Origin of the sequence: Cellulomonas sp. JH27-2 (assembly GCF_014837175.1) — a bacterium.
Lineage (GTDB): Bacteria > Actinomycetota > Actinomycetes > Actinomycetales > Cellulomonadaceae > Cellulomonas.
Genome location: NZ_JACYFR010000005.1, coordinates 55,087 through 71,032 on the forward strand (window position 1 = coordinate 55,087; position 15,946 = coordinate 71,032).

Annotated in this window: 12 protein-coding genes; 5 read left to right on the plus strand and 7 right to left on the minus strand. The window is 72.2% G+C overall.

Features of this window, described 5'->3' with window-relative positions; all coding sequences use genetic code 11:
- Positions 1 to 18 precede the first annotated feature (18 nt).
- A complete protein-coding gene (locus tag IC607_RS14820; RefSeq protein ID WP_191788190.1) occupies positions 19 to 963 on the plus strand; it encodes an RDD family protein in 945 nt (314 codons plus the stop codon).
- A gap of 35 nt (positions 964 to 998) precedes the next feature.
- Here the strand turns inward: IC607_RS14820 and IC607_RS17920 are convergent, their stop codons facing one another.
- From IC607_RS17920 to IC607_RS14840, 4 genes are all read right to left on the minus strand, one after another.
- Positions 999 to 1,181, minus strand: a complete 183-nt coding sequence (locus IC607_RS17920) for a hypothetical protein (RefSeq protein ID WP_370526284.1) — start codon at positions 1,179 to 1,181, stop codon at positions 999 to 1,001.
- A gap of 198 nt (positions 1,182 to 1,379) precedes the next feature.
- Positions 1,380 to 2,624: an acetate/propionate family kinase gene (locus IC607_RS14830; protein ID WP_191788191.1), complete on the minus strand. Its 1,245-nt coding sequence runs from the start codon at positions 2,622 to 2,624 to the stop codon at positions 1,380 to 1,382.
- The gene (gene pta / locus IC607_RS14835) at positions 2,621 to 4,705 is read right to left on the minus strand and encodes a phosphate acetyltransferase (RefSeq protein ID WP_191788192.1); all 2,085 of its coding nucleotides are present in this window, start codon (positions 4,703 to 4,705) and stop codon (positions 2,621 to 2,623) included. Before pta ends, IC607_RS14830 begins: the two co-directional genes overlap by 4 nt.
- A 101-nt stretch (positions 4,706 to 4,806) precedes the next feature.
- Positions 4,807 to 7,284, minus strand: a complete 2,478-nt coding sequence (locus IC607_RS14840; RefSeq protein ID WP_191788193.1) for a phosphoketolase — start codon at positions 7,282 to 7,284, stop codon at positions 4,807 to 4,809.
- Between the two features lie 281 nt (positions 7,285 to 7,565).
- Between IC607_RS14840 and IC607_RS14845 the strand changes: the two genes are divergently transcribed.
- Positions 7,566 to 8,498: an SURF1 family protein gene (locus tag IC607_RS14845; RefSeq protein ID WP_370526286.1), complete on the plus strand. Its 933-nt coding sequence runs from the start codon at positions 7,566 to 7,568 to the stop codon at positions 8,496 to 8,498.
- Between the two features lie 7 nt (positions 8,499 to 8,505).
- Here IC607_RS14845 and arfB read toward each other — a convergent pair whose 3' ends face one another.
- The 3 genes from arfB to IC607_RS14860 are packed head-to-tail and all read right to left on the minus strand — an operon-like array spanning position 8,506 to position 12,600.
- Positions 8,506 to 8,937, minus strand: a complete 432-nt coding sequence (gene arfB / locus IC607_RS14850; RefSeq protein ID WP_370526287.1) for an alternative ribosome rescue aminoacyl-tRNA hydrolase ArfB — start codon at positions 8,935 to 8,937, stop codon at positions 8,506 to 8,508.
- Between the two features lie 7 nt (positions 8,938 to 8,944).
- Complete coding sequence (locus IC607_RS14855; RefSeq protein ID WP_191788195.1) at positions 8,945 to 10,684, minus strand: ABC transporter ATP-binding protein; 1,740 nt, start codon at positions 10,682 to 10,684, stop codon at positions 8,945 to 8,947.
- A complete protein-coding gene (locus IC607_RS14860) occupies positions 10,681 to 12,600 on the minus strand; it encodes an ABC transporter ATP-binding protein (RefSeq protein ID WP_191788196.1) in 1,920 nt (639 codons plus the stop codon). The genes IC607_RS14855 and IC607_RS14860 overlap by 4 nt, the downstream gene beginning before the upstream one ends.
- A gap of 171 nt (positions 12,601 to 12,771) precedes the next feature.
- Between IC607_RS14860 and guaA the strand changes: the two genes are divergently transcribed.
- From guaA to IC607_RS17925, 3 genes are all read left to right on the plus strand, one after another.
- The gene (gene guaA / locus IC607_RS14865; protein WP_191788197.1) at positions 12,772 to 14,343 is read left to right on the plus strand and encodes a glutamine-hydrolyzing GMP synthase; all 1,572 of its coding nucleotides are present in this window, start codon (positions 12,772 to 12,774) and stop codon (positions 14,341 to 14,343) included.
- 88 nt (positions 14,344 to 14,431) lie between these two features.
- Positions 14,432 to 14,896 (plus strand): DUF3817 domain-containing protein, encoded by a 465-nt coding sequence (locus tag IC607_RS14870; RefSeq protein ID WP_191788198.1) that lies wholly within the window; start codon positions 14,432 to 14,434, stop codon positions 14,894 to 14,896.
- A gap of 204 nt (positions 14,897 to 15,100) precedes the next feature.
- Positions 15,101 to 15,940 carry a hypothetical protein gene (locus IC607_RS17925; protein ID WP_370526288.1) on the plus strand — a complete coding sequence of 280 codons (840 nt, stop codon included), beginning with the start codon at positions 15,101 to 15,103 and terminating at the stop codon, positions 15,938 to 15,940.
- Positions 15,941 to 15,946: the final 6 nt, after the last annotated feature.

The window sequence follows — 15,946 nt, forward strand, 5'->3', positions numbered from 1 at the left end:
TCCTGCCAGGATGCACGCATGACGACTGCGACCGCGCTGCTGGTCGATCCGGCGGTCGTGCCGTCGGTGCCGTACGCGGGCTGGGGGCGCCGCGTGCTGGCTTCCCTGCTCGACGCGGCCGTCCTGAGCGCGGTCGCCTGGCTCAGCACGGGAGCGACGCTCGGCTGGGACGCCGCGATCGTCGTGTGGGGATGGAGCGGGGAGCACCGCTCGTCCTGGTGGATCGTCGCCGCCTACGTCGGCATGCTCGTCCTGCAGGCCCGCACCGGGAGGACGCCGGGCAAGCAGGTGGCGGGCGTCGTGGTGGTCCGGGAACGCGACGGCCGGCCGGTGGGGCTCCTGGGCACCGTCGGGCGCACGCTCGCGCACCTGCTCGACGCGATCCTGTTCATCGGCTACCTGCGCCCGCTCTGGGATCCGCGCCGGCGGACGTTCGCCGACTCGCTCGTTGGCTCCGTGGCGCTGGTGAGCGCGTCGCGGTGGACGTCGGGCCCCCGGCGCTCCCGCGTCGCCACCATCGCCGCGACCGTCGCTGTCGCCGGTGCGCTCACCCTGGTCCTGACGCCTGCCACGGTCAAATCTGCCGGAGCAACCTCCTGCCGCGTGCCCGCGGGTGTCGAGCTGGACGGGCTCTGGTGGGACGTGGCTCCGGGCGTCGAGACGCGCCTGGGCATCACGCGCACGCGACCCGACGCCCCGGAAGGCACAGTGGTGTGGAGCACGTCGACCACCGTCCCGGCCGAGGACGGGACGCAGCTCGAGGTGCGCGCGGAGGACGGCCGGGTGGTCGGGAGCGCCACCTTCGACGCCGGCACGCTCGCCGACGACTACTCGGGCAGCGAAGAGCTGACGATCCCCACCCTGGGTGGTCCGGTCGACGTCGACGCGCTCCCGGTGTCCGCCCGGCTGGTGCGACGGGACGGCACGGTCGTCGAGCTGTGCGCGACGAAGGACCGTGCCTGACGCAGCCGGTGACGCTCCCCGGCGGTGCGTCGCGCTCAGCCCGCGGCGATGATCGAGCAGATGTTGCCCGCCGGGTCGGTGAACCACGCGATGAGCGGGCCGTCGTTCCTGGCCACGTAGTCGTCGTCCGTCGTGTCGCCGTACTTCTCGAACGGGACGCCGCGCTCGCGCAGCGCCGCGACCGTGCCCGGTACGTCGTCGACCGCGAAGTTGAGCACGGTGTACGACGCCGGCTGGTGCGCGGGACCCTTGGGGTACCCAGCACGTCCTTGCCGCTCAGGTGCAGCCAGAGCATGCCGTGGTCCACGCTCACGTCGAGGCCGAGGGTCTCGCCGTAGAACGCCTGCGCGGCGGGGACGTCGTCGGTCGAGAACCCGCTGAACGCGTTGCTGAGATCCATGCTGTGCTCCGGTTCGTCAGGCGTGCCCCACCGCTGCGGGGTCCGCGTCGTCGCGGGACAGGCCCGCACCCTCGGTGACCTCGAGGGCCTGACGCGCGATGGCCAGCTCCTCGTTCGTCGGCACGACGAGGACCGTCGTGCGGCTCCAGTCCGCGGAGATGATCGTCGGCGCCTTCTTGCGCCCGGCGTTGCGCTCGGGGTCGAGCGCGATGCCGAGGCCTTCGAGCCCTGCGCAGGCGGCGGCACGGACCTCGTCGTCGTTCTCGCCCACGCCCGCGGTGAATACGAGCACGTCGAGCCGGCCCAGCACCGCCAGGTACGCCCCGATGTACTTCTTGAGCCGGTGCGCGTAGACCTCGAGCGCCACGCGGGCGTCCTCGTCACCGTCGGCGACGAGCTGGTGGATCGCGCGCAGGTCGTTCTCCCCGGCCAGGCCCTTGAGGCCCGAGCGGCGGTTGAGCAGGTCGTCGACGTCGTCGACGCTCATGCCCGCGTTGCGTTGCAGGTGGATGAGCACCGCGGGGTCGAGGTCGCCCGACCGGGTGCCCATCACGAGGCCCTCGAGCGGCGTCATGCCCATCGACGTGTCGACCGCCTTGCCGCCCAGCACGGCAGACGCCGACGCGCCGTTGCCCAGGTGCAGCACGATCGTCGCGAGGTCCTCCACGTGCCGGTCCAGCACGCGTGCCGCCTCGTGCGCGACGAAGTGGTGCGACGTGCCGTGGAACCCGTAGCGCCGCACGCCGTGCTCGCGCGCGACGTCGCGGTCGATCGCGTACGTCGCCGAGGCCGGGGGCAGGCCGTGGAAGAACGCCGTGTCGAACACGACGACGTGAGGGACGTCCGGGAGGAGCTCGCGCGCGACGCGGATGCCGGTCACGTTGGCGGGGTTGTGCAGGGGAGCCAGCGGCGAGAGCGCGTCGATCTGCGCGACGACGTCGTCGTCCACGAGCACGGGCGTGGAGAAGACCGACCCGCCGTGGACGACGCGGTGCCCGACGGCGACGACACCGGCCGACGTGAGGTCGGGGCCGACCTCCTCGAACAGTCCCAGCACGGCGCGAAGGCCCTCGCCGTGGTCGCCGATCGGCTGCTCCCGCTCCACGGTCGTGTCGCCGGACGTGTGCTTCAGCGTCGCGGAGTCCTCGCCGATCCGCTCGACGATCCCGGAGGCGACGGCGGTCCCCACGACGGGGTCGACCAGCTGGTACTTGATCGACGACGACCCGGAGTTGACGACCAGGACGGTGGCGGTGCTCATCGGGTCTCCTGCGTGGTGTCGGACGCGGCCTGCGCCTGGATGGCGGTGATCGCGACGGTGTTGACGATGTCCTGCACGAGCGCGCCGCGCGACAGGTCGTTGACGGGCATCCGCAGGCCCTGCAGCACCGGCCCGATGGCGACGGCGCCCGCCGAGCGCTGGACGGCCTTGTAGGTGTTGTTGCCGGTGTTGAGGTCGGGGAAGACGAAGACGGTCGCGCGACCGGCCACGGCGGAGTCCGGCAGCTTGGTCTTCGCGACCGACGCGTCGACGGCCGCGTCGTACTGGATCGGGCCCTCGATCGACAGGTCGGGTCGGCGCTCGCGGACCAGCGCGGTCGCGGCGCGCACCTTCTCCACGTCCGCCCCCGTGCCGGACTCGCCCGTGGAGTAGGACAGCATCGCGATGCGCGGCTCGATGCCGAACTGCACCGCGGTCTGCGCGGAGGAGATGGCGATGTCGGCGAGCTGCTCGGCGCTCGGGTCGGGGATGACGGCACAGTCGGCGTAGACCAGGACGCGGTCCTCGAGGCACATGAGGAAGCAGCTCGACACGCTGTTGACGCCGGGACTCGTCTTGATGATCTCGAACGACGGCTTGATGGTGTGCGCGGTGGTGTGTGCCGCCCCCGACACCATGCCGTCCGCGAGCCCGAGCTTGACCATCAGCGTGCCGAAGTACGACACCGACGGGACGATCTCGCGGGCCCGCTCGACGGTCATGCCCTTCGCGGCGCGCAGCTGCGCGTACTGCTCCGCGAACCGGGTCACCCACTGCTCGTCGTGCGGGTCGATCACGTCGGCGTCGTCGAGCGACAGCCCCAGCTCGGTGGAGCGCGTGCGGATCGCGGTCTCGTCGCCCAGCAGCGTCAGGCGCGCGACCCCGCGCTGCAGCAGCGTGGACGCGGCCCGCAGGATGCGGTCGTCGTCGCCCTCCGGAAGGACGATGTGCTTGCGGTCGGCGCGAGCCCGGTCCAGGAGCTCGTACTCGAACATGAGCGGCGTGACGACCTCGGGCCGGGCCACGTCGAGTGCCGCGAGCAGGGCGGGGCCGTCGATGTGCTGCTCGAACGTCGCCAGCGCGGTGTCGACCTTGCGCTGCGAGTCGGCCGTCAGACGTCCGCGTGTGGAGGCCGCCGCGCTCGCGGAGCGGAACGAGCCGAGCGTCGTCGCGATGATCGGCAGGCGGCTGCCCAGCCCCTCGATGAGACGCGCGATGGTGGGAGCCGGGCGGAAGCCGCCGTTGAGGATGATGCCCGCCAGGTTGGGGAAGCCCTCGGCCTGGTGGGCGAGCAGCAGGCCCAGCAGCACGTCGGACCGGTCGCCCGGGGTGATCAGGACGGCGCCGTCGGCGAGCCGGTCCAGCAGGTGCTCGATGGACATGGCGCCGACGAGCACGTCGAGCACCTCGCGTGCGAGCAGCTGCTCGTCGCCGGAGATGAGCTCGCCGCCCACGGAGTCCATGAGCTGGCGGACGGTCGGCGCCGTGAGCAGGGGTTCCTCCGGGAGGGCCCACGCCGGGATGTCCGCGCTGGTCAGCGCCGCGCGGACGGCGTCGAGCGAGCCGGGGGCCGTGCGGTTCGCGACGACCGCGGTGACCTGGGCGTGGTTCGCGTGCAGCTCGGCCACCGCGACGGACGCGGCCTGCGCGACGCCGTCGGGCGTGCGGCCGCGCCCGTTGACGACGAGCACGACCGGCGCGCCCAGGTTGGCGGCGATGCGCGCGTTGTAGGCCAGCTCGGTGGGGCTGGCGACGTCCGTGTAGTCGGTGCCGACCACGACGACGGCGTCGCACCGGTTCGCGACCTCGTGATAGCGCGTCACGATGCGCGACAGCGCCGCCTCCGGGTCCGGGAGCAGCTCCTCATAGGTCACCCCGATGCACTCGTCGTACTCCAGGTCGACGCCGTCGTGCTCGAGCAGGAGCTCGAGGACGAAGTCCTTCGTCTCGGTCGAGCGCGCCACGGGGCGGAACACCCCCACGCGCTGCACGGTGCGGCTCAGGAGGTCGACCAGACCCAGTGCGACGACGGACTTGCCGGTGTCACCCTCGGGTGAGGCGACGTAGATGCTGCGGGCCACGGTGGGGCTTCTCCTGTGCTGGTCGAGCGGGGGTGGTGCTCGTGCTGGTGCGGTTCGTGAGCCGGGGAGGGCCCGGTGCGGGCCCTCCCCGGCTGGTTCAGCTACTCGTTGTCACCGCCGGTCGAGAGCGTCGCCTCGACCTGGCTGCTGTCCGCCGCGTCCTGCGCGTCGGGCCACACCCAGTCGCGCACCTCGGGCAGGTCGTCGCCGTGCTCGCGGGTGTACTGGCGGGCCGTGATGCGCGCGTCCTGCATCTTCTGGCGCAGGTTGGCCTGGGTGGTGGCCAGGTGCGGCACGTTGTCGATGACGTCGATGACCAGGCGGTAGCGGTCCAGGTCGTTGAGCATCACCATGTCGAACGGCGTCGTCGTCGTCCCCTCCTCCTTGTACCCGCGCACGTGGATGTTCTTGTGCCCGTTGCGGCGGTACGTGAGGCGGTGGATGAGCCATGGGTAGCCGTGGTAAGCGAAGATCACCGGCCGGTCCGCCGTGAACAGGCCGTCGAACTCCTTGTCCGACAGACCGTGCGGGTGCTCCCGCTCGTCCTGCAGACGCATGAGGTCGACGACGTTGATCACGCGGACCTTGAGGTCCGGGATCTCGCGGCGCAGGATGTCGGCCGCGGCCAGCACCTCGAGCGTCGGGACGTCGCCGGCTGCGCCGAGCACCACGTCGGGCGCCTCGCCGGCGACCTCGGTGCCCGCCCACTCCCAGATGCCCAGGCCGCGCGTGCAGTGCGCGACGGCCTGGTCCATGGTCAGGAAGTTGGGGGCCGGCTGCTTGCCGCTGACGACGACGTTGACGTACTGCCGGCTGCGCAGGCAGTGGTCGTACGTCGACAGCAGGGTGTTCGCGTCCGGCGGCAGGTACACCCGCACGACGGACGCCTTCTTGTTGACCACGTGGTCGATGAACCCGGGGTCCTGGTGGCTGAACCCGTTGTGGTCCTGGCGCCAGACGTGGCTGGAGAGCAGGTAGTTGAGGCTCGCGATGGGCCGGCGCCACGGGATCTCGTCGGTCACCTTGAGCCACTTGGCGTGCTGGTTGAACATCGAGTCGATGATGTGGATGAACGCCTCGTAGCAGTTGAACAGCCCGTGGCGGCCCGTCATGAGGTAACCCTCGAGCCATCCCTGGCACTGGTGCTCCGAGAGCATCTCCATCACGCGGCCCGCGCGGGCCAGGTGCTCGTCGACCTCCTCGCCGTAGAACTGCGCGTTCCACTGCTTGTCGGTGACCTCGAAGACGGACTGGAGCCTGTTCGACGCGGTCTCGTCAGGCCCGAAGATCCGGAAGTTGTCCGGGTTCTGCCGGATGACGTCCGTGAGCCAGTTCCCCAGGATGCGCGGAGCCTCCGCGAACGAGCCGCCCGGCGTGGGGACGTCGACGGCGTAGTCGCGGAAGTCGGGCAGGCGCAGGTCCTTGAGCAGCAGGCCCCCGTTCGCGTGCGGGTTGGCGCTCATCCGCAGGTCGCCCTCCGGGGCGAGCGCGGTGATGTCGGCGGAGACCTTGCCGTCCTCGTCGAACAGCTCGTCGGGCCGGTAGGACGACAACCAGTCCTCGAGCACCTTGAGGTGTTCCGGGGTGTCCCGGGCGTTGGCCAGCGGCACCTGGTGGGCGCGCCACGATCCGGTCGTCTTCTTGCCGTCGATGTAGTCCGGCCCGGTCCAGCCCTTGGGCGTGCGGAACACGATCATGGGCCAGCGCGGACGCTGCTCGTTGCCGTCAGCCGCCGAGCGCTTGATCTCCGCGATCTCGTCCAGGACCTCGTCGAGCAGCGTCGCGAACCGGCGGTGCACGTCCAGGTGGGACTCGTCGTCGAAACCGGCGACGAACATGTGCGGCTTGTGGCCGTAGCCCCGCATCAGGGAGTCGAGCTCGTCGTCCTCGATGCGGTCCAGGACCGTCGGGTTGGCGATCTTGTACCCGTTGAGGTGCAGGATCGGCAGGACGACGCCGTCCTGGTTGGGGTTGACGAACTTGTTGGAGTGCCAGCTGGTGGCGAGCGGGCCCGTCTCCGCCTCGCCGTCGCCGACGATGGCGGCCACGAGCAGATCCTTGTTGTCGAACGCGGCGCCGTACGCGTGGCTCAGCGCGTAGCCGAGCTCGCCACCCTCGTGGATGGACCCCGGCGTCTCCGGCGCCACGTGGCTGGGGATGCCGCCCGGGAAGGAGAACTGGCGGAACAGGCGGCGCAGGCCCTCCGCGTCCGGCGTCATGTCCGGGTACACCTCGGTGTACGTCCCGTCGAGGTACGCGTCCGCCACCAGGCCGGGTCCGCCGTGGCCCGGACCGATGATGTAGATCGTCGACTGCTGGCGCGCGGCGATGGCGCGGTTGAGGTGCGCGTACAGGAAGTTGAGGCCCGTCGTGGTGCCCCAGTGGCCCAGCAGACGGGGCTTGACGTGGTCACGCGTCAGGGGTTCCCGCAGCAGCGGGTTGTCCAGGAGGTAGATCTGGCCCACCGACAGGTAGTTCGACGCGCGCCACCACTTGTCGATCCTGGCCAGGGTCTCGTCGTCGATCTGACCGCCGCTGCCAGTCCGCCAGGCGGTGGGCTCGGTCGTCGTCGTGCTCATGCGTGCTCCCCGTCGTCGGCCGCCAGGGGTTGTGCCTGACGGTTCGGTTACACCCTCCTGCGCGCCCGCCAAGGTCGACCGGGACCTCGGTCCCCGACGAGCCGCGGCACGTCATGGCACGCACCGTCCATACAACCGCACATTCGCCTGCGGCGCAGCGGGCGTCGCGCATCTCACGCGACGCGGGCAGTCGAGCCTCTGCGCAGGTCATCTGTGTTTTCGACGACCGTCGCGACGGACCCACCGATCCGGACCGGACCGTCGACGGGTTACCGTGGAACGTGCCCGATCCCGCGACCGTGACGCCGCCGACCGGCGACCCCGCCGCGCCCGGTCGCGGCGAGGGCGCGTCGACGGGCTTCGAGCCGCCGGTCGCACGACCGGACGAGCGTGGCCTCCCGTCCGATCCGCCGTCGGACCCGTGGGGCGTCGCGCCCCGGCGTCCGCCGACGACGATGCTGCGGGCCGCCGTGCGGCCGCGCATGATCGTGCTGCTCGTCGTCCTGCTGGGAGCCGCCTACGTCTGCGGCAGGCTCGGCGCGTGGCAGCTCGACCGGGCCCAGATCCGGGGAGCCGGCGCCGAGGCGAAGCACGTCGCCGCGCAGATGGCCGCCCCCGCCGTGCCGATCGACGAGGTGCTCGCACCCCAGACGTCGTTCCGTGGTGACGCCGTGGGGCGCAAGGTGAGCGCGGTGGGGACGTACGACGCCGACGGGCAGCTGCTGGTGCCGGACCGCGCGCTCGACGACCGCACCGGCTACCTGATCCTGACGCCGCTGCGGACCGCCGACGGCGTCCTGCCCGTGGTCCGCGCCTGGATCCCGACGCCGGACCTCGCCTCCGCCCCTCCGCCGGGGACCGTCACCGTCACGGGCTACCTGCAGGCGTCCGAGCAGGCGGGCAGCGGCATCGGCGACGGGCGGACGGACGCGATCAGCTCGGCCGAGCTGATCGGCACCTGGGGTGGGCCCATCTGGACCGGGTACCTGGTCCTGGCGTCGTCGGACCCGCCGCAGCCCGTGGACCTGGCCCTGCTGGGGCTGCCGCGCGCCCCCGGCCAGGGGCTCAACATCCAGAACCTCGCCTACGCCGCGCAGTGGTGGATCTTCGGCTCCTTCGCCGTGCTCCTGTGGCTGCGGCTGGTGCGCGACGAGGCACGCGGCGACTCCGACGACGACACGGATGACCGTGAGGCGGCACCCTCCGCAGGCTGAGGGCTGATCAGCGTTCGGGCGGGCGGCGCCGCAGCTGTTTGACGCTGCGACGCCGTTGCTCGTCGGCCTTGCGGCGCTCGCGGGACGCGCGGCTCGGGCGGGCGGCGCGTCGCGGGGGCCCCGGGGGAGCAAGGGCCTCGTCGAGCAGTGCCGTGATGCGAGCGACCGCGGCCTCGCGGTTGCGCAGCTGCGAGCGGTGCTCGGAGGCGGCGACGGTGAGGATCTCGTCGTGCAGCCGATGGGCCAGTCGCACGACGGCGCGCTCACGCTGGGCCTCGCTCGCCCAGGCGATGCCGTCCAGGTCCACGGACAGCTCCACGCGGGAGTCGGTCGTGTTCACGCCCTGCCCTCCCGGTCCGCTCGAGCGCGAGAAGCGCCACGCGAGGGCGTCGTCGGGCACGACGACACCCCCGCGCAGCACGATCAGACCGGGTGTCACGTCCGGCTCACGCCTGCTCGTGCTGCCAGCTGTGCCACAGCGCGGCATAGTCGCCACCGGCGGCCACGAGCTCGTCGTGCGGGCCGATCTCGCTGATCCGACCGCCGTCGACCACGGCGACGCGGTCGGCGTCGTGCGCGGTGTGCAGGCGGTGGGCGATGGCGACGACCGTGCGGCCCTCGAGCACACCGTTGAGCGAGCGCTCCAGGTGTCGGGCGGCGCGCGGGTCCAGCAGGGACGTCGCCTCGTCGAGCACGAGCGTGTGCGGGTCGAGCAGCACCAGCCGCGCCAGGGCGATCTGCTGCGCCTGGGCGGGCGTCAGCGGTGCCCCGCCGGAGCCCACCTCGGTCGACAGTCCGTCGGGCAGCGCGTCGACCCAGCCGCGGGCGTCGACCGCGTCGAGCGCACGCAGCAGCTCGGCGTCGTCCGCACCCTCGTCGGCCAGGCGCAGGTTGTCCGCGAGCGTCCCGACGAACACGTGGTGCTCCTGCGTCACGAGCGCGACGTGGCCGCGCAGCTCGTCGAGCGGCAGGTCCACCAACGGCACGCCGCCGACGGTCACCGAGCCGCCCGTGGGCGGGTGGATGCCCGCGAGCATGCGGCCCAGCGTCGACTTGCCGGCTCCCGACGGACCGACGACGGCCAGCCGCTCGCCGGCCGCCAGGTCCAGGTCGATCGAGTGCAGCACGTCGTGACCCTCGCGGTAGGCGTACCGCAGACCGCGCGCGGCGATGTCCTCGTCGGCGGGCTGCGCCGGGCGCTCGACCCGGTCGGTCTCCACGAGCTGGACGCCGACGATGCGCGCGAGCGACGTGGCCGCCACCTGGATCTCGTCGACCCAGAAGATCAGCTCCCACACCGGGCCGGTGACCTGGTACGTGTAGAGCACGATCGTGGTGACGGTGCCGAGCGTGACGTAGTCGTTCGAAGCGAGGTACCCGCCCCACACCAGCACGGCCACGGGCGCCAGCACGAACGCGAGGTCGACCGCCGGGAACAGGATCGTGCGCAGGCGCAGCGTCGCCTTCTCGGCCACGAACGCCTCGCTGAGGTCCGTGTTCACGCGGCCCATGCGCCGCTTTCCCAGGCGCAGCGCGTCGACCGTCCGGGCGCCCTCGACGGACTCCGTGATGGTCCCGTTGAGCGCCGCGTACGCGGCCGACTCGCGCTGGTAGGCGGGAGTCGCGCGCTTGAGGTACCAGCGCACCACGGCGACCATCGTCGGCACGCCTACGAACATCGCGATCGCGACCAGCGGCGACATGATCAGCGTCGCGATCACCGTCAGCGTGATGGTCACGACAGCGACGATCACGCGCGGCACGCCGAACCGCACCGCGTGCTGGAGCCGGTTGATGTCGTTCGTCGTGCGCGAGACGAGGTCGCCCGTGCCCGCACGCTCCACGGTGGACAGCGGCAGCGAGGTGACCGTCTCGATGAACTCCTCGCGCAGCTGGGCGAAGACCATCTCGCCGAACACCATCGACGACCGCTGGGCGAACCGGATGAGCACCGTCTGCGCGAGCACGGCGGCGGCGCCGACCGCGATGAGCGTGTCCACGTACCCCGTCGTCGTGCCGTCGGCGACGGCGTCGACCAGGCGACCCAGCAGCCACGGACCGGCCAGGCCGGCAATCGCCGCGAGCGTGTGCAGCGCCGCGATCCTGGTCAGCGGGCGGCGGTGGAGGCGGAAGAGGTGGCGGGTGTAGGCGCGCACCTGCGCGGAGTCCGCGATGGGCAGCTTCACGACCGGCCTCCTGTCCTGGGTGGTGTCGTCGGGTCGAGCTCGTGGTCGTCGAGGTCGTCGTCGAAGGTCGCGAGCAGCTCGTCGAAGGCCTCGTCGGCGATCGGGTCGTCGTCCGTGCCGGCCGCGTCGAGCGCACGTCCGTCGACAGCATCTGTGATGATCGTGACGCCGTCGGCGGGCGTGCTGTCGTCGAGCCGGCGCCCGACGACGCGGTGGTAGGCAGGCGCCCACGGTTCGGCGGACTCGAGCAGCGTGGCGTGCGTGCCGCTCGCGACCAGGACACCGTCCTGCACGAACTGCACCTCGTCGACGTGGTCGAGCACGAGCGGGGACGCGGTCACGACGAGCGTCGTCCGGCCGCCGCGCGCGTCCACGAGGCGCGCGGCGATCCGCGCCTCGGTGTGCGCGTCGACGGCGGACGTCGGCTCGACGAGCACCAGGATCTCCGGGTCCAGCAGGAGCGCGCGCGCCAGGGCGACGCGCTGGCGCTGCCCGCCGGACAGCGAACGCCCCTTCTCCGGCAGCTCGCCCGCCAGTCCTCCCGGCGTGGAGTCGACCACGTCGTGCGCGTCCGCCAGTGCGATGGCGCGCAGCAGACGCTCCTCGTCCTGCGGGCCGTGCACGTCCAGCTCGGCGGCCAGCGTGCCGGAGAACAGGTGCGGCGTCGCCTCGGCGACCACCACCCGCTCGCGCAGCGCGGTCTTGTCGAGGTCGGCCAGCGGCGTGCCGCCCAGCGTGACAGGGGTCGATGCCTCCGCCTCGTCGTCGAACCGACCCAGGCGCGTCGCGATGCGCGCTGACTCGTCGGGATCGGCGCTCACGAGCGCGACCAGGCGGCCCGCGTCGACGTGGACACCGCTGGTGGTGTCGACGAGCGGTGCTCCGGCCGCCGGCATGGGGGCCTTGCCCGGCGTCGCGCCCGACGACGGCACCACGCGCAGCACGTTGATGACCTTGCCGGCACCCACGTGTGCGCGGGTCGCGGCCTGGACCATCATGGTCGCGTTCTGGACGGGCCAGCCGAGGAACGCCGCGTAGCCGTACGTCGTGACGAGCTGACCCGCCGTGATGGTGCCGTCGATCGCCATGTGCGCGCCGAGCCAGACCAGCACGACGACGAACGCGCCGGGCAGCAGCACCTGCAGGGCGTCGAGCCACGACTGCGTGCCCGCGACGTCGACGCCGCGCTCACGGACGCGCTGCGACTGCTCGCGGTACCGCGCGTTGAACACGCCTTCGCCCCCGATCCCCCGCAGGATGCGCAGGCCCGAGACGGTGTCCGAGCCGAGTGTCGTCAGGCGGCCGGACGCGTCGCGCTGGGCGACCTGACGGCGCTGCAGCGGGCGGATGAGCGCCGCGAGACTCACGGCTACGGCGGGCAGGCCCAGGATCACGACGAGGCCGAGCGGCACCGAGATCCGCAGCATGAGGACCGCGGCGATGCCGTAGGCGACGATGCTGCCGACGAAGCGCGCGAGCACCGCGAACAGCTCACCGACGCGCAGGGCGTCGTTGGCGACGGCCGAGACGACCTCACCCGTGGGCAGCTCGGCCGTGATGGCGTGACCCGAGCGGGACACGGTCCGGCCGACGAGCTGGGACGACGTGAACGAGGCCCGCAACCAGTTCGCGACGTCGTACCGGTGCCCGACCGCTCCGGCGGCGGCGCTGACGAGACCGAGGAACCCGAGCAGGGCCGCAGAGCGCCACAGGTCGGCGCCGAACCCGTGGGCCAGGCCGGAGTCGATGGCGTGCCCCGTGAGCAGGGGGAGGGCCGCCTGGCACGCGAAGAGCACGATCCCCAGCAGCACGGCGACGCCGAGGATCCCCCACTGGCGGAGCGTCAGCCACCACAGGTAGCGGACGGGTCCGGACAGCGGCGGGTTGCCGGGGTCGTCGAGGGGGAGATTTCGCACCCGTCAACGTTACGTGGCGGTACCGACACGACCCGAACCCTTTTCCGAGGCTGACGCCGTAGACGGACCGAACGGGCCGTTGCCCGCCTGGCTACCCCCTTGGGTCCCCCGAAGGGGCCGGCGCGGTGGACGGTGGCCGAGCGCGCGCCCGCGCCCGACTACCCTGGGGCGGTGACTTCCGAGCCGCAGACCTCCCACAGGCCCGTTCTCGTCGTCGACTTCGGCGCGCAGTACGCGCAGCTCATCGCGCGCCGCGTGCGCGAGGCCAGCGTGTACTCCGAGATCGTCCCCCACACGGCCTCCGTGGCGGACCTGCTCGCCAAGGACCCCGCGGCGATCATCCTGTCCGGCGGCCCGTCCTCGGTCTACGCCGACGGCGCCCCGTTCGTCGACCCCGCCCTGTTCGAGGCGGGGGTGCCGGTCCTCGGCATCTGCTACGGCTTCCAGGCCATGGCGGCCGCGCTCGGTGGGACCGTCGCGCAGACGGGCCAGCGTGAGTACGGCGGGACGGCCGTCGAGGTCACGACGTCCGGCACGGTCCTGTCCGGCAGTCCCGAGCAGCAGACCGTGTGGATGAGCCACGGCGACGCGGTGCACGCCGCGCCCGACGGGTTCGAGGTGCTGGCCACGTCCGCGGGTTCGCCCGTCGCGGCGTTCGAGGACCGCGAGCGGCGCCTGTTCGGCGTGCAGTGGCACCCCGAGGTCAAGCACTCGCCGCTCGGCCAGAAGGCCCTCGAGAACTTCCTGTACTCCGGTGCCGGCCTCGCGCCCGACTGGAACCCCGGCAACGTCGTCGCCGAGCAGGTGGACCGCATCCGCGCCCAGGTCGGCGACGCACGCGTCATCTGCGGGCTGTCCGGTGGCGTCGACTCCTCCGTCGCCGCGGCGCTCGTCCAGAAGGCCGTCGGCAGCCAGCTGACCTGCGTCTTCGTCGACCACGGGCTGCTGCGCTCCGGCGAGGCGGAGCAGGTGGAGGTCGACTTCGTCGCGTCCACCGGTGTCCAGCTGAAGGTCGTCGACGCGCGCGAGCGGTTCCTCACCGCGCTCGCGGGCCACACCGACCCCGAGACCAAGCGCAAGATCATCGGCCGCGAGTTCATCCGCGTGTTCGAGGACGCGGCGCGCGAGATCGTCGATGGCAGCGACGAGGAGGTCAAGTTCCTCGTGCAGGGCACGCTGTACCCGGACGTCGTCGAGTCCGGCGGCGGCGAGGGGGCCGCGAACATCAAGTCGCACCACAACGTGGGCGGCCTGCCCGACGACCTGCAGTTCGAGCTCGTCGAGCCGCTGCGCGCGCTGTTCAAGGACGAGGTCCGCGCGGTCGGCCTGGAGCTCGGGGTACCCGAGGGCATCGTCTGGCGCCAGCCGTTCCCCGGCCCCGGCCTGGGCATCCGCATCATCGGCGAGGTCACCGCCGAGCGCCTCGACATCCTGCGCGCGGCCGACGTCATCGCCCGCGAGGAGCTGACCAGGGCCGGCCTGGACCGCGACATCTGGCAGTGCCCTGTGGTGCTGCTCGCCGACGTGCGCTCGGTGGGCGTGCAGGGCGACGGCCGGACCTACGGCCACCCGATCGTGCTGCGGCCCGTCTCGTCCGAGGACGCGATGACGGCCGACTGGACGCGACTGCCCTACGACGTGCTGGCGACCATCTCCACCCGCATCACCAACGAGGTGCCTGAGGTCAACCGCGTCGTGCTCGACGTGACGAGCAAGCCGCCGGGCACGATCGAGTGGGAGTGAGCACCCCCACACCCTGAGGTGGGCCGGATCGCGTCGGGACGGCGCGATCGTCGGTGAGAATCGCAGGGACGATCGAGAGGAACCACCCGTGAGCGAGACTCCCACCGGCGCGCCCGAGCCGACCCCCGCCGCTTCGTCGGCCGCGCCTGCTCCTGCGTCCGCGACCGCCGCACCTGCTGTCCGACCGGCCGACGCCGCGTGGGCGCGCAAGGCCCGCGGCGCCCTGCAGCGGTATCGCGTCATGGCGTGGATCACCGGCACGATGCTGCTCCTGCTCACCGTCGTCGTGCTGCTGAAGTACGTGTTCCACGCACCGGGCTGGGACACCGAGGGGGACTGGCGCAACGACCTCGGCAAGTACATCGCCATGGCGCACGGCTGGATCTACGTCGTGTACCTGTTCACGGTCGCGCACCTGTGGGCGACCATGCGCTGGCGCCTCGGCCGACTCACCACGCTCGCCGCCGCCGGCGTCGTGCCCGTCATGTCGTTCATCCTCGAGCGCAAGGCGCACGCGCAGGCCCTCGCGCGCATCGAGGCCGCCGAGCGCTGACCGCGCGAGCGCACCACGCCGCCGCATTCGCGTCGCCGCGGCGCGCGGCGACAATTGTGCCGATTCGACACGCATTCGGTGCATGTGTCGATACAGTCGACCTGCAGTGATGCATCCACGGGGGCCGTCACGACCCTCGCCGGACCCGGTCCCGGGTCCGGGTTTCGCGTAGCGAGTGTTCGCGTCGATGGAAGGAACCGGGTCATGGCGGCATCTGGCAAGGGCAAGTCAGGCGGGGTCAAGGGCATCGGGCTCCTGACGATCATCTTCGGCATCATCTTCGTGGTCGCGGGCGCGGTCACGTGGGGTGCGATCACGACGAACCTGGGTGCCGAGAAGATCACGGTCTCCGACGATGCGGAGGCCTTCCAGGGGCAGCTCGTCGACACGCCGTGGGAGGCCTGGGTCCAGGCCGACGTGATCGACAAGCACGCCACGGAGATCGGCGGTGGCAAGACGTACGCCGAGCTGCCGCAGGACGACCCGAACCGTGACACGGTGATGACGGCCTCCTTCCTGCGCGCCTCGCTGTTCACGTCCGTCGTGGCCTTCGGCGTCGCGCTGCTCGTGGTCGGCATCGGCGTGGTCCTGCTGTTCCTCGGCTTCGCGCTGCGCAAGGTGGGGTCGCGGCTCGCGGACATCGACGGAGCAGCTGTTCCGGTCGCAGCATCTGGGCCTGCCCCCGCACCTGCCCCCGTCGCTGCTGCTCCGGTCGCCGCGCCCGCCGCTGCCCCGGTTGCTGCGGCGCCGGCACCTGCCGCGCCGCCCGCGCCTGCGGAGTCCGCGCCCGCGCCCACCCGCGTCGTCCCCGCTGGGAGCCCCGACCCCGTGGCACCCAGCGGTACGGCGGCCGGAGCCCCCGACCCGGTGGTCTCGCCCGTGACGTCGCACGCGTCCGAGGCGCCGGCAGCCGAGACGCGCGCCGCTCCCGCCGCGGACGAGCCGGCCAATGTCTCGGACGCCCCCGCTGCGGACGGCCCGCCCCGGTCGTCGACCCCGAGCCACCTGGCCGACGAGTCCCAGGACAAGCCGCCGGCGGTCTGACGCCGT